The organism is Flavobacterium sp. KACC 22758 (genome assembly GCF_028736135.1).
Classification (GTDB): Bacteria; Bacteroidota; Bacteroidia; order Flavobacteriales; family Flavobacteriaceae; genus Flavobacterium; species Flavobacterium johnsoniae.
On record NZ_CP117878.1, the window covers coordinates 944,080 to 957,724 of the forward strand.

Below are 13,645 nucleotides of genomic sequence, written 5' to 3' on the forward strand. Positions count from 1 at the left end.
AGTTTATAGCGCTTTGCAGGCTATATTTTATACAAACGCCATTCGTATAAATGATACGCCACTGGTATAAATATTCTATTATAATAGGAACTGCTAAGTTACTTTTGATCCCGAATTTCAATTACAATCCACTAACAAAACTTATATAATCCATTTATGAAATCAAGAATCACTTCGGTTTTAATTGTATTTATATCGCTGCATACAATCGCTCAGGAAAAAGAACCGGGAATTAAAACATTTGGTAAAGCCATTGTAGATAAATTTCCAACAACAAGAACTTTTGATGTGCAATACGAACAGTTAGGGCCGTCTAATTACAATTCTGATTTGTTTGGAAATAATTTTGAAAGAGGACGAATCGAAAGCCACAACCGATTTAAAGCAGCTTTTAATCTGCCTTTTTATGCTTCAAAATCAAAGCAGTTTGTTTTAACAACTTCTCTTCGATATAAATATGAAACGTATGAGTTTGGCGATATTTACAATTATACAAGTATGCAGACTTATTCGCGGGATCGTCAGGAACTGCATTTGTGGGGAGGTTCTTTGAGTGCAACTTATATGACATCGCTTTTTAAAAAACCGGTTATTTATAATGCTACAGCAACAGTTGACGGAGATGAAGATGGTTTTCAGCGTTTAAAAGGATTTGCATCGGTAGTTATAGTGCTGAAACGAACGCCAAGCACAACTATTACTTTGGGAGCTTTGGCTTTGCTGGACCCGTCGTCTATTGTGCCGGTTACACCGCTTTTTTCGGTCAATCATAAATTTAAAGATTCAAAATGGGATATGGATTTTATTTTACCGCAGCGTTTGTTGTTTAGAAGGGAATTGTTAGAAAACGGAAGAATTTCATTTGGTACTGAATTGAATACTGAAAGTTTTTACTTAAATTTAAACTCCTCAAATTTAAATGGCGTTTACGAACTAAATCAGCTCGAGTTAAAATCCGGAATTACCTACGAATATTGCTTTACGCCAAAAATAATAGCATTTGTAAAAGGCGGTGTTAATAATGTTGTAAGTGCACGTATTACCAAAAAAGGCGAACGCACGAATCGCTATATATACGATCAGAAAGAAGATGCACAGGGATATGTTAGAATTGGTGTATCGTATAATCTTTTTCAGAAGAAATAATTCAGGAGTTTAAGAATTAATATAAATAGTTATGATTGTTGAGGTTTTTAAAACAAATGTCCAGAAAGAATCAGAAAAGAATTATGTTATAGCTGTTATTCAAAATCAGTTTCCGGATTATAAAATTAATTTTGATCTCGAAGACTGCGATAAAATATTACGAGTAGAAGGTGTTGAACCTCAGTGTAATGATATTATCGATTATGTAAATTGTCTGGGCTATACCTGTATTCGATTAGATTAACATTTTATTACACAAAACAGGTAAAAATACGCAGCCGTATATTTAGCTTTATAAATAGTTTTGTACGATAATTTCATCTAAAATAAAACCAACACCAATGACAAGTTTCATTCTTTCGCTGTTCATTTTGCTTCTAAAACAATTCTGTTAATAAAACAGCTGTTTCTTATTATTGCTTTTTTTATGCTGAAAAGGTTTGCGTTGTTTTCGGGCATATTTTTTACATTTGTGCCATATGAAAAAAGCTTTCCAACTCTTCGATTTCTCCCAAAAGGTAAATTATAAAAACGAAATTTTAGCAGGTTTAACTGTTGCCATGACAATGATTCCAGAATCGTTGTCATTTGCTATTTTGGCTGGATTTCCGCCTTTGGTTGGTTTATATGCCGCATTTATTGCCGGATTAGTTACGGCCATATTTGGCGGAAGACCCGGTATGATTTCGGGCGGAGCAGGAGCAACGGTAATCGTTTTGATTGCTCTTATGAAATCGCATGGCATAGAATATGTTTTTGCTGCTGTCGCACTTGGCGGTGTGGTGCAAATTTGTATAGGACTTTTTAAACTTGGAAAATTTATCCGGTTAGTGCCTCAGCCTGTAATGTTTGGTTTCGTAAACGGATTGGCTGTTGTAATTTTTATGTCGCAGCTGGAACAGTTTAAAACCGTAGTAAACGGTCAGGTTTCATGGCTTCAGGGAACTCCTTTGTATATTATGCTGGGTTTGGTTGCGCTTACAGTTGCAATTGTTCTTGTTTTTCCTAAAATTACAAAAGCAGTTCCGGCTTCTCTGGTTGCCATTATGGTGGTTTTTGCATTGGTAATTGTTTTTAATATCGAAACCAAAACGGTCGAAGATATTGCTTCTGTTCAAGGCGGATTTCCTCCATTTCATATACCTAATATTCCCATTTCTTTTGAGACTTTAAAAATCATTTTTCCGTATTCGGTAATTGTTGCGGCTGTTGGTTTGACTGAAGGTTTGCTTACGCTGAATTTAGTCGACGAAATTACCGGAACACGCGGTAACAGCAATCGCGAATGTATTGCGCAGGGAAGTTCGAATATTTTAAACGGTTTTTTCTACGGAATGGGCGGCTGCCCAATGATTGCGCAAACGCTGGTAAATCTGGGTGCAGGATCCAGAGCAAGACTTTCGGGAATTATTGCTGCTTTGACGATTTTATTAATTATACTTTTTGGAGCGCCCGTAATTGGAAAATTGCCAATGGCAGCTTTAGTAGGCGTTATGATGATGGTAGCCATTACGACTTTTGAATGGGCGAGTTTCAGAATTATAAATAAAATGCCTAAACACGATATTTTCGTGGGAATTCTGGTGGCGTTAATTACAATCGTATTGCACAATCTGGCTTTGGCGGTTTTAATTGGTGTGATTATTTCTGCTTTGGTTTTTGCCTGGGAAAGTGCCAAAAGAATACGTGCGAGACAATTTATTGATGAAAACGGCATAAAACATTATGAAATTTACGGTCCGCTATTTTTTGGGTCGATATCCGCTTTTCTGGAAAAATTTGATGTACAGAACGATCCGGAACATGTTATAATTGATTTTAAAGAAAGTCGTGTTTCAGATATGTCGGCTATTGAAGCATTGAACAATTTGACTAAAAAATACCGTCAGGAAAATAAAACAATAGAATTGCAACATTTAAGTGCAGACTGCAGACAGTTACTTAAAAACGCCGATGCGGTAATTAACGTTAATGTTATTGAAGATCCTACCTATAAAGTGGTTAGTTAATTTGATAATTAGAAAATTTGTCAATTAGAAAATTATATTGACAACGTATATTGTAGAGACCCCCCGGAGTGCGTCTTACGCAACGTAACCACAATGTTTGATACAAGACATAGACACACTGCGGTGCGTCTCTACAGAGATGCATTATATTAATAATTATCTCATTTTCTAATTGGCAAATTATCTAATTAATCAAAGATTGATTTTTGTAACTTTGCAAAATGAAACTAACAGAAACTTTAGAAGATTTTTACACTGTAAAAATAAAAGGGATGCCCGAAAATCTTAAAAAAGAGATCGGACATTTTAATGTTTTTAAATTGGATGATTATATCGGGAGTACTTGTAATCCATTGCCTTATACTAGAAAAGACTTTTATAAAATAAGTTTGATCGTGGGCAGAAACAAAGTGCATTATGCTGACAAAGTCGTGGCAATCGAAGATCAGGCTTTGTTCTTTGCAAATCCGCAGATTCCGTATAGCTGGGAACATATTGATGAGAATCAAACTGGATTTTTCTGCATTTTTACAGATGCTTTTTTTAGCCAGTTTGGAAATTTAAAAGAATATCCTTTGTTTCAGCCCGGCGGTAATCCTGTTGTTCCGGTTTCTAAAGAACTGGCCGAATCTTTAAAAACAGTTTATCTTAGAATGCTGGAAGAAATCAATTCAGATTATGCTTTTAAATATGATGTACTCCGAAATCTGGTTTTTGAAATTATTCACCTTGCGCTCAAAACGCAGACTGTAACTGCTTCATTATACAGTAAATCAAATGCTACAATTCGAGTTTCTTCTTTATTCCTGGAGCTGCTAGAACGTCAGTTTCCAATTGAATCCATTACGCAGCAAATTAATTTTCGTTCGCCTTCAGAATATGCCAATCAGTTAAATGTGCATGTCAATCACTTGAATAAAGCATTAAAAGAAACAACGGGAAAAACAACTTCACAGATTATTTCTGAAAGAATTATTCAGGAAGCTATGATTCTGCTAAAACAAACCAATTGGAATATTAATGAAATTGCGTGGTGTTTAGGCTTCGAAGAATTGTCTCATTTTATCAATTTCTTCAAGAAAAATGTTCAGGTTTCGCCTAAAAACTATCGTTTAGCAGAAATTGTTTGATTTTTGTAACTTCTTGTTTGATTGTTTCAATATTTAAGAAGTACTTCACCAATACCTTTGTCCTGTAATTAATAACGTAAAAAATTAAAATCATGGACAATAAAAAAGTTTGGTTTATCACAGGTGCTTCAAAAGGACTTGGATTAGAATTAGCTAAAAAATTATTAGCAGAAGGTTTTAAAGTTGCTGCAACATCAAGAAGTGAAGAGGCTTTAGTAAAAGTATTAGGAAATTCATCTGAAAATTTTCTTCCTCTTGAAATGGATTTAGTTGACGAGAAAAGTGTAAAAAGTGCAATCGACAAAACTATCAATCATTTTAAAACAATTGATGTTTTGGTAAATAATGCCGGTTATGGTTTATTGGGAGCATTGGAAGAATTAACAGACGCAGAATCAAGAAAAAACTACGAAGTAAATGTTTTCGGATTATTGAATGTAATTAGAAATACAATGCCAATTCTTCGTGCAAACAAATCTGGACATATCTTTAATATTTCTTCTGTAGGAGGTTATTATGGGGAATTTCCAGGCTGGGGAATTTACTGTTCTACAAAATTTGCAGTTGCGGGTTTAACAGAATCTTTAGCAGCAGAAGTAAAATCGTTTGGAGTTCATGCTACAATCGTGTATCCGGGCTATTTTAGAACTGATTTCTTAAAAGACAGTTCTTTATTACTGCCTCAAAACCCAATTGCAGATTATAAAGAAGTAAGACAGTCTGAAAGTGCACACAAGGAAGATATCAACCAAAATCAGCCGGGAGATCCTGTAAAATTAGCTGAAGCTTTGATTAAAGCAAGCGAGGATCAAAATCCGCCTCTGCATTTGTTTTTAGGGGAAGATGCCTATAATATGGCAAACCAAAAAATAGCAAGTGTACAAAGCGAATTGGAAGCATGGAAAGCAGTTTCTGTTTCTACTGGCTTTTGATTAGATAATGATATTTATAACGATTGGTGTTAATTTATCCAAATAGTAAACCCGACAGGTATTTATAACCTGTCGGGTTTGTTGTGTTTATAAGTTTGTCAGGCTGAGCGAAGTCGAAGCCCGCATACCAATTGGAACGTCCTTTGACTTCGCTCAGGATGACACTCAATTCATTTTCTAATTAGCCAGCATTGATTTTAAATCGCTTAATTTCCCATCAACTTGATCAATCTGCAAACCTAAAATATGTGCTATTAAAGGGTAAACAGAAACGTTTTGAAAGGTTTTAACTTCTTTATTTACTTTAAAAGCAGGTCCTTTTGCATAAAAAACAGCGTGCATATCTTTGTTTTCATTGTCGTAACCGTGAGTTCCGCCTTTTATATGAGTGCTTTCTTTGCTTACTAAACTCCATCCTTTTTCAGCTTCAATAACAAAGTCATGTACACGCGGATTAGTTCCGTAATGCAGTCTTTCAGGAACTTCACTAGATTTCCAGAATTTAATATGCGGTACTTTTTTCAAAGCATTTGCAATAGAATCCTGATAACCGGCTTTGGCCTGCAGACTCATTATTGGGTTAATTACATCTTTGTAACCCAGCCATTCTGGTTTTAAATAATCCAGAACCGCTACTTTTTTATCATTGCTTATATCGGCCATTCCGTGATCTGAAACGATAATTAAATTGATTTGTTTTCCAATAGGCAGTTGATCTAATTTACGGGATAATTCTCCCATAATAGAATCCATTTTTGTTGCTGCTTTTTTAGTTTCAGGCGAAAGCGGACCAAAATTATGTCCTGAATGATCTGGTTCATCAAAATATAAAGTAACCAGATGAGGTCTTTGTTTTTCCGGAAGCTGCAGCCATTTTAGAACTGTGTCTATCCTCGCTCCGTACGGGATTTTATTATCATAATCTTTGTAATAACTTGGATTTCTTTTATCAATATCAGATCCCGGCCAAAAGAAAGAAGCAGCTTTTACGCCTTGTTGTTCAGCGACATTCCAAATAGGGTTTCCGCCATAAAAACGAGAATCACTTTTTGCTTTACTTGACAATGAAAACGATTCGTTTAAATCAGCATCGTAAAAAACATTATTAATAATTCCGTGATGATCTGGATAAAGTCCTGTTACAATAGCGTAATGATTTGGAAAAGTTTTGGTAGGATAAGAAGGTTTCATCGATTTTGCATGAACACCTTTTTTAGCAATCTGCGGCAGATTTTGAAGATTAAACTGCTTGGCATAATCCCATCTAAAACCATCCATAGAAACTAAAACAACATAATTGTCTTTGGTATTTTGGGCTTGTAAAAAGAATGAAAGTAAAAGAAAAATTAAAGACAGGAGCGAGGTAAAATGCTTTTTCATTTTTTGAATTTATTATACCTGCAAAGGTAGATATAACAGATTTTTTAAATAAAAAGAGAATGTTAAATAAAAAAAGGCTGCCACGAATTGCACTAATTTCCACGAATGATTTTGCTTGTAAAAAGTTGCCACAGATTTCACAGATTAAAAAGATTTCTTTATTGGATACACTAAAAATTTTTCACGCAGATTCTACAGATTCAAGCAGATTAATTTTATTTTTATAATCTATGATCTGCATAAAATAAAAATCCTTTTAATCTGTGTAATCTGTGGCTGAAAAGAAAAATAATTCGTGGAAATTCGTGGCAAACAAAAAAAAGCGCCAGATAAAAATCTGACGCTTTTAAGTTTTAAGAAGGGAATGAATTACATCATTCCTGGCATTCCGCCTCCCATTGGCATTCCGCCTCCGGCATTTTCTTCTTTAATATCGATTAATGCACATTCTGTAGTTAAGATCATTCCAGAAACAGATGCAGCGTTTTCAAGAGCTACACGAGTTACTTTCTTAGGATCGATAATTCCAGCTTTAAGCATATCTACATATTCGTCGGTTTTTGCATTATATCCAAAATCGCCAGAACCTTCAGCAACTTTAGCCACAACAACAGATCCTTCAAGACCAGCGTTTTCAACGATAGTTCTTAATGGAGCTTCAATCGCGCGAGAAACGATTTGGATTCCAGTTGCTTCGTCAGCGTTATCTGCTTTTAAGTCAGCTAAAGCAAGTTTAGCTCTTAATAAAGCAACACCTCCACCAGCAACGATTCCTTCTTCTACAGCAGCACGAGTTGCATGTAAAGCGTCGTCAACTCTGTCTTTTTTCTCTTTCATTTCAACTTCAGAAGCTGCGCCAACATAAAGAACTGCAACACCTCCGGCTAATTTAGCCAGACGCTCTTGTAATTTTTCTTTATCGTAATCAGATGTAGTAGTTTCCATCTGACCTTTAATTTGGTTTACTCTGTTTTTGATGATATCCGCTTCACCAGCACCGCTTACGATAGTTGTATTATCTTTATCGATAGAAACTCTTTTTGCGTTTCCTAACATTTCGATAGTTGTATTTTCTAGCGTATAACCTCTTTCTTCAGAAATTACAGTTCCACCTGTTAAGATTGCGATATCTTCTAACATTGCTTTTCTTCTGTCTCCAAAACCTGGAGCTTTTACAGCAGCAATTTTAAGAGCACCTCTTAATTTGTTTACTACTAATGTAGAAAGCGCTTCTCCGTCTACATCTTCAGCAATAATCAATAATGGTTTTCCTGATTGAGCAACTGGCTCTAAAACCGGAAGTAATTCTTTTAAAGAAGATACTTTTTTATCGTATAATAAGATGTATGGAGAGTCTAATTCTACTTCCATTTTCTCAGGGTTTGTAACAAAGTAAGGAGAAAGGTATCCTCTGTCAAACTGCATACCTTCAACAACATCAACAAAAGTATCAGTTCCTTTTGCTTCTTCAACAGTGATAACACCTTCTTTTCCAACTTTAGCGAAAGCTGTAGCGATTAATTCACCAATAACTTCGTCATTGTTAGCAGAGATAGAAGCAATTTGCTGAATTTTATCAGAATCACTTCCAACAACTTTAGCTTGTTTTGCTAAGTCAGCCACGATAGTTTCAACAGCTTTGTCGATACCACGTTTTAAGTCCATTGGGTTTGCACCTGCTGCAACGTTTTTAAGACCTTCTTTTACGATAGCCTGAGCTAAAACTGTAGCAGTTGTAGTTCCGTCACCTGCTAAATCATTGGTTTTAGAAGCAACTTCTTTTACCATTTGTGCGCCCATGTTTTCTAATGGGTCTTTTAATTCGATTTCTTTTGCAACAGAAACACCATCTTTAGTAACAGTTGGTCCACCAAATGATTTCCCGATGATTACGTTACGACCTTTTGGTCCAAGAGTTACTTTTACAGCATTTGCTAATGCATCAACACCACGTTTTAATCCGTCACGTGCTTCAATATCAAATTTTATATCTTTTGCCATTTTTTTAATTTTTGTTTAAAGTTTGATTTGTTTCAAGTTGTTTTAGTCTTAATTCATGATACTCACAACTTAATACTTATTGTTTTTAGATTATCGCTAAGATATCATCCTCACGCATGATCAGATAATCAGTTCCTTCCAGTTTTAATTCTGTTCCTGCGTATTTACCATAAAGTACAGTATCACCAACTTTTACGGTCATAGTGTGGTCTTTAGATCCGTTTCCTACTGCAACAACAGTTCCTTTTTGTGGTTTTTCTTTGGCAGTATCTGGAATAAAAATCCCTGAGGCAGTTTTAGTTTCAGCAGCAACAGGCTCAATAAGTACTCTGTCTGAAAGCGGTTTAATGTTTAAGGCCATGATTTTATATTATTATAGTTATACGTTTTTTAATGTTCTTTAAACTTTCAGAAATTATGCCATGCTCTATAAACTGACATTTTTTCTTAAAAAAAATGCCAGCTTTGACAGGCTGGCATTTTTAATATATATTAAAAATATTATTTTGCTGGTGCTGCCGGAGCAGGAGTTTGCTGTGCTGGCGCTGCTGGTGCAGTTGCTGCAGGAGCTTCACCTTTTTCAATAATTTTAGATCCTGTATCACCTAAAGCTCCAGTAAAGCTTAAGCTTGAAAGCAAGATTAAAGCAATCAGAATAGTAGCTAATGTCCAAGTACTTTTATCTAAAAAGTCTGTTGTTTTTTGTACACCGCCTAACATTTGAGTTCCACTGATAGTAGAAGATAATCCTCCTCCTTTAGGGTTCTGTACCATAATTACTACGATCAATAGAAAGCAAACTATTGTGATTAAAACTAAGAAAATTGAAAATGTGCTCATTGTATTAATTGTTATTGTTATTTTGTTGTAAAATCTTTATATCCGAAATGCGGTCTGCAAAGAAACTAATTTTTTCTGGATATTTCAAAATTAATATTTCATATGCTTGTATGGCCTTTGTATATTTTTTTTGTTCCAAATATACACGGGCTAAAGTCTCTGTCATTAGGTATGAATTGTCCTCTTCATTACTATTAAGTTGAATAGGAGGAGTCGCCATTGTTGGTTTTATTGGAGAGATTTTTGGATTTGTCTCAATAAATCTGTCAATAATTTCAGCTTTTTTCTTTTTTTCTTCCTCAACAGTAACTATTTCAGTTGTTTCTGTGGTTTTTTTTTCACCGTTTTCACTTTCGCTACGGTCAATAGGTTCTGCTCTTGCCAGTTGAAGCCATTCCTGGAAAGAATGTTTTTCGCTGACAGAAAAATCTATTGGTTTTCCTATTTCAAGATTTTCCTGAGCTTCTTTTACCGTTTCTGGAATTTCAATTTCAGAGGTTTCAATCTCAGGTGTTTCAATCTCAGGTGTTCCAAATTCTAAAAGTTCCGTTTTTTCAGTAATTTCTTCAACAGCTTCTGGTTCTTCAGTAGTTTTTGCTTCTTCTGTAACTGCTGGTTCTTCAAAAGTAACATTTGCAGCTTCTTTTATAGAAACAAGAACAGGGTTTTCGATTGGGTCAATCTGTACTTCTGCGATTTCATCGTCTACAAATTCATCAAAGAAAGTAGCTTTCACAACTGGTTTTTGAATAATTGGATCAGCTGTTTTTTCTTCAACTTCTTCGACTTTTTTAAATGTATCTAATATTTCTTCTTCACTTGGTGCAGCAATTGTTTCTTCTTCTGGAGCTGGTTCAAAAGCTGTCTCTTCAGTTTCTGTAACTTCTTTAAAAGTATTTAGTATTTCTTCTTCACTTGGAGTGATAACAGATTCAATAACGACTCCTTCAACTGGTTTGTCTTTTATTTCTTCATTTTCTACAGAAGTGTTTGTTTCTTCTTCTTCAAAAATTTCAATTGAATTGTCTGCAGATTGAGTTGTTTCTTCTTCGTCTTTAGTTACTTCTTTAAATGAGTTGAATATTTCTTCTTCATTAAGAATTGCGATTGGCTGTTCAGAAAGTACTTCTTCTTGGTTTTCTTCAACTTCGTTTACTTCTTTAAAAGTACTTAATATTTCTTCTTCACTTGGAATAATCAGTGTAGGTTGTTCTTCAATAACAGGTTCTTCTGTTTTTGCGAAAGTATTAGATTCCGTTTCTTCTGTTTTTTGCTGAATTTTAGACGGTTCTTCAAAAACTACAGTTGTAGCTTCTTTTATCGATTTTAAAATTGATTGTTCAATAGGATCGATACGAACTTCCGGAGCTTTTTTAACTTCTTCAAATGTAACCACTTCGCTGTCAAAAACTTTAATTTCTAAAAGGTCTTTTAATTTTTGATCATAAAAATCGTTTTGGATAGAAGTGAAAGTTTCTGATGTTATAAAATCAAATAAAACCGAACGATCAGCTGTATGAGCTGCAGTTACTTTTAAAGCATAATTATACTTAAAACTGTTTTGATTGTAAAGTCCTTTTAGTCGAAGTGCTCTGGCACTTTGAAAATATGGAAATTCATTCAAAACACTTCCTAATGCTTCTGCCTGCTTTTCTGTAATAGCATCGGGTTTGTTCATTAAGTAGGTATAATCAGTAACGTTCATTATTTATTGTTTAATCGTTTATTTTGTTTAATCGTTTAATTGTTTATTTGTTTAACTGTTTAATCGTTTGTTTTTATTTATCGATTTAACGAATAAACAATTTAACAGTTAAACCAAAAAATTACCATTTTGCCAGTGACTCATTAAAAATATCCTGAGTTATTCTCTCAAAAATAGTTTTAATAGCTTCGTTTAATACAGATCCTGTTGGCAGACTTGCTCCAGGGAAGTCATAGTAAAATTCAAAAGGTTTTTCAAAATCGTCAGTTTCTTTCTTTTTATTGGTGAACCTTACATTAATACGAATAGTTAAACGGTTTTGTGCCGCGCCGACATCACCTGTTGATGTTACAGCTGTTGCTGTCATTGGTGTGATTCTATAATCAACTATTTCACCTTCATAGGCTAGTTCTCCGCCATTGCTTACCAAGTTTAAATTGGTCTGATTCATAATTAAATCCTGCAATGCTAATGTAAAATCCCTGTCAATTCCGGGTTCAATTAAATCAGCATTGTTGTGGAAAAAGCTTACCTGAAATGTTTTTGCATCTATTGGACTTGCTCCTGTAAAGTTATAAACGCCGCATCCGCTAAAGGTTGTTGCGACTAATAATAGTAAAAGATATTTTAAGTGTTTCATTTTGTTTTAAGGATTGCTTCGCCATTTTGCTGAGGCTAGGGTCAAAGATATTCATTTCGTTTAAAACATTTTTGAGTTTTAACTTCTTTACAGGAAATTACAAATCAAATTGTTTAATTTTTCTATATAAAGTTCTTTCTGAGATTCCCAGTTCATCAGCAGCAGCTTTTCGTTTTCCTTTGTTTTTCTCTAATGATTTTTTGATCATTTCGATTTCTTTTTGTTCTAAACGTAAAACTTCTTCTTCTTCAATAGTTTCGGCAAACAAATAATTGTCATCCGGAATTTGATAGCTTTCTTCACGAACTGCCGGTGTCATAACAGCTGTTCTTGGTTCTTCTTCAAAATCAATTTCACTGTCATTTTCCTGAGAACCGTATATCTTTTGAATCAAATTCGGATTAATATCCTGCATTTTAGAACTTCCCCCATTCTTCATTAATTCTAAAGTCAGTTTTTTCAAATCATTCAAGTCGCTTCTCATGTCAAAAAGCACTTTGTATAAAATGTCTCTTTCGGTAGTAAAATCGCTTTCCTTTTTACTGTCGTTTATAACGGAAGGCAGATTACTTCCCTCAGTTGGAAGATATGAAGATAATGTAGAAGCTGAAATGTCACGGTTGGTTTCTAAAACCGAAATCTGCTCTGCTACATTTCGAAGCTGGCGGATGTTTCCATTCCATCTAAATTTTTGCAGAAGATGAACAGCATCGTCATCTAATTTTAAAGGAGGCATTTTGTATTTATGAGCAAAATCGGCTACAAATTTTCTAAATAATAAATGAATATCATCATTTCGCTCGCGTAAAGGCGGTAAAGTGATTTCGACTGTACTTAAACGATAGTACAAATCTTCACGGAATTTTCCTTTTTCGATTGCGTTGAATAAATTCACGTTGGTTGCTGCAACAATACGAACATTTGTTTTTTGAACCTGAGATGAACCTACTTTAATAAATTCACCATTTTCAAGTACACGAAGTAATCTTACCTGAGTTGTCAATGGCAATTCACCAACTTCATCAAGAAATATTGTTCCGCCATCAGCCACTTCAAAATAACCTTCACGTGTGCTTGTTGCACCTGTAAAAGCGCCTTTTTCGTGACCAAAAAGTTCACTGTCTATAGTTCCCTCCGGAATTGCACCGCAGTTTACGGCAATATATTTACCATGCTTTCTATGCGAAAGCGAATGTATAATTCTAGGAATGTTTTCTTTACCAACACCACTTTCCCCAGTTACCATAACCGAAATATCAGTTGGAGCAACCTGAATGGCTTTTTCGATAGCGCGATTTAATTTCGGGTCATTACCAATAATTTCAAATCGTTGTTTTATTGCTTGAACTGTTTCCATATCGATTTTGTTTCAAGTTTTTAATTGTTTCAGGTCACAAGTTTTGTGCTTTGACCTTTAACTTTTAAACTTTTTGGCTTATAATTTTTTATCTTTTGCCACAGATTAAAGTGATTAACACAGATTCCCTAAATTATAAAATATATCTTTTGTATTGTAAAGATTTTGTTTGAAAATTAATAAGCAATCCTACTTCTGAATTTGATAATTTAATATAGTTTAAAATTTGGGCAATATGTTCATTTGAAAATTCTTTGATTGCTTTTACCTCTAAAACAATATCTTCATTGATTATAAAATCAGCATAAAACTTATGAGGCAAAATAGTTCCTTTATATTCAATTGAATATTCTTTTTCTCTTTCAAAAGGAATGTTATTTTCTTTAAATTCTAATTCTAAAGCATCTTTATAAACTACTTCTAATAAACCTGGTCCAAGATTTCGATGCACTTCCATACAAATTCCAATAATCTTGTAAGTTTCTTTTTCTCTATAATGCTGCAT

The 13,645-nt window shown here is 34.3% G+C and carries 13 protein-coding genes; 5 read left to right on the top strand and 8 right to left on the bottom strand.

What is annotated here, in order from left to right; translation table 11 throughout:
* Positions 1 to 156 precede the first annotated feature (156 nt).
* The 5 genes from PQ462_RS04200 to PQ462_RS04220 all read left to right on the top strand — a co-directional run bounded on the left by PQ462_RS04200 (position 157) and on the right by PQ462_RS04220 (position 5,217).
* Positions 157 to 1,146: a DUF6268 family outer membrane beta-barrel protein gene (locus PQ462_RS04200; RefSeq protein WP_274252469.1), complete on the top strand. Its 990-nt coding sequence runs from the start codon at positions 157 to 159 to the stop codon at positions 1,144 to 1,146.
* Between the two features lie 31 nt (positions 1,147 to 1,177).
* Complete coding sequence (locus PQ462_RS04205) at positions 1,178 to 1,390, top strand: hypothetical protein (RefSeq protein ID WP_121362169.1); 213 nt, start codon at positions 1,178 to 1,180, stop codon at positions 1,388 to 1,390.
* A 235-nt stretch (positions 1,391 to 1,625) separates the two neighbouring features.
* Positions 1,626 to 3,155, top strand: coding sequence for a SulP family inorganic anion transporter (locus PQ462_RS04210; RefSeq protein ID WP_274252470.1), 1,530 nt, complete (start codon positions 1,626 to 1,628; stop codon positions 3,153 to 3,155).
* A 221-nt stretch (positions 3,156 to 3,376) separates the two neighbouring features.
* The gene (locus PQ462_RS04215; protein WP_012023915.1) at positions 3,377 to 4,285 is read left to right on the top strand and encodes a helix-turn-helix domain-containing protein; all 909 of its coding nucleotides are present in this window, start codon (positions 3,377 to 3,379) and stop codon (positions 4,283 to 4,285) included.
* Between the two features lie 92 nt (positions 4,286 to 4,377).
* A complete protein-coding gene (locus tag PQ462_RS04220; RefSeq protein WP_274252471.1) occupies positions 4,378 to 5,217 on the top strand; it encodes an oxidoreductase in 840 nt (279 codons plus the stop codon).
* 177 nt (positions 5,218 to 5,394) lie between these two features.
* On the opposite strand, the gene PQ462_RS04225 is transcribed toward PQ462_RS04220, so the two are convergent.
* The 8 genes from PQ462_RS04225 to PQ462_RS04260 form a co-directional block, all read right to left on the bottom strand.
* Entirely contained in the window at positions 5,395 to 6,597 is a 1,203-nt protein-coding gene (locus tag PQ462_RS04225; RefSeq protein ID WP_274252472.1) for an alkaline phosphatase family protein, read from the bottom strand.
* Between the two features lie 369 nt (positions 6,598 to 6,966).
* Positions 6,967 to 8,598: a chaperonin GroEL gene (gene groL / locus PQ462_RS04230; RefSeq protein WP_012023918.1), complete on the bottom strand. Its 1,632-nt coding sequence runs from the start codon at positions 8,596 to 8,598 to the stop codon at positions 6,967 to 6,969.
* 85 nt (positions 8,599 to 8,683) lie between these two features.
* Positions 8,684 to 8,959, bottom strand: coding sequence for a co-chaperone GroES (locus PQ462_RS04235; protein WP_012023920.1), 276 nt, complete (start codon positions 8,957 to 8,959; stop codon positions 8,684 to 8,686).
* A 140-nt stretch (positions 8,960 to 9,099) separates the two neighbouring features.
* The gene (secG, locus tag PQ462_RS04240) at positions 9,100 to 9,438 is read right to left on the bottom strand and encodes a preprotein translocase subunit SecG (protein WP_012023921.1); all 339 of its coding nucleotides are present in this window, start codon (positions 9,436 to 9,438) and stop codon (positions 9,100 to 9,102) included.
* Positions 9,439 to 9,442: 4 nt separating this feature from the next.
* The gene (locus PQ462_RS04245) at positions 9,443 to 11,143 is read right to left on the bottom strand and encodes a tetratricopeptide repeat protein (RefSeq protein ID WP_274252473.1); all 1,701 of its coding nucleotides are present in this window, start codon (positions 11,141 to 11,143) and stop codon (positions 9,443 to 9,445) included.
* 121 nt (positions 11,144 to 11,264) lie between these two features.
* Positions 11,265 to 11,783: an LptE family protein gene (locus PQ462_RS04250; protein WP_149208368.1), complete on the bottom strand. Its 519-nt coding sequence runs from the start codon at positions 11,781 to 11,783 to the stop codon at positions 11,265 to 11,267.
* Between the two features lie 97 nt (positions 11,784 to 11,880).
* Positions 11,881 to 13,140 carry a sigma-54 interaction domain-containing protein gene (locus PQ462_RS04255; RefSeq protein ID WP_274252474.1) on the bottom strand — a complete coding sequence of 420 codons (1,260 nt, stop codon included), beginning with the start codon at positions 13,138 to 13,140 and terminating at the stop codon, positions 11,881 to 11,883.
* Positions 13,141 to 13,273: 133 nt separating this feature from the next.
* The gene (locus tag PQ462_RS04260; RefSeq protein ID WP_274252475.1) at positions 13,274 to 13,645 is read right to left on the bottom strand and encodes a GxxExxY protein; all 372 of its coding nucleotides are present in this window, start codon (positions 13,643 to 13,645) and stop codon (positions 13,274 to 13,276) included.

What these genes read in the sequence shown, in the direction of transcription:
- PQ462_RS04200 (WP_274252469.1), top strand. Translation starts at nt 157, where the DNA reads ATGAAATCAAGAATCACTTCGGTTTTAATTGTATTTATATCGCTGCAT.
- PQ462_RS04205 (WP_121362169.1), top strand. Translation starts at nt 1,178, where the DNA reads ATGATTGTTGAGGTTTTTAAAACAAATGTCCAGAAAGAATCAGAAAAG.
- PQ462_RS04210 (WP_274252470.1), top strand. Translation starts at nt 1,626, where the DNA reads ATGAAAAAAGCTTTCCAACTCTTCGATTTCTCCCAAAAGGTAAATTAT.
- PQ462_RS04215 (WP_012023915.1), top strand. Translation starts at nt 3,377, where the DNA reads ATGAAACTAACAGAAACTTTAGAAGATTTTTACACTGTAAAAATAAAA.
- PQ462_RS04220 (WP_274252471.1), top strand. Translation starts at nt 4,378, where the DNA reads ATGGACAATAAAAAAGTTTGGTTTATCACAGGTGCTTCAAAAGGACTT.
- PQ462_RS04225 (WP_274252472.1), bottom strand. Translation starts at nt 6,597, where the DNA reads ATGAAAAAGCATTTTACCTCGCTCCTGTCTTTAATTTTTCTTTTACTT.
- groL (WP_012023918.1), bottom strand. Translation starts at nt 8,598, where the DNA reads ATGGCAAAAGATATAAAATTTGATATTGAAGCACGTGACGGATTAAAA.
- PQ462_RS04235 (WP_012023920.1), bottom strand. Translation starts at nt 8,959, where the DNA reads ATGGCCTTAAACATTAAACCGCTTTCAGACAGAGTACTTATTGAGCCT.
- secG (WP_012023921.1), bottom strand. Translation starts at nt 9,438, where the DNA reads ATGAGCACATTTTCAATTTTCTTAGTTTTAATCACAATAGTTTGCTTT.
- PQ462_RS04245 (WP_274252473.1), bottom strand. Translation starts at nt 11,143, where the DNA reads ATGAACGTTACTGATTATACCTACTTAATGAACAAACCCGATGCTATT.
- PQ462_RS04250 (WP_149208368.1), bottom strand. Translation starts at nt 11,783, where the DNA reads ATGAAACACTTAAAATATCTTTTACTATTATTAGTCGCAACAACCTTT.
- PQ462_RS04255 (WP_274252474.1), bottom strand. Translation starts at nt 13,140, where the DNA reads ATGGAAACAGTTCAAGCAATAAAACAACGATTTGAAATTATTGGTAAT.
- PQ462_RS04260 (WP_274252475.1), bottom strand. Translation starts at nt 13,645, where the DNA reads ATGCAGCATTATAGAGAAAAAGAAACTTACAAGATTATTGGAATTTGT.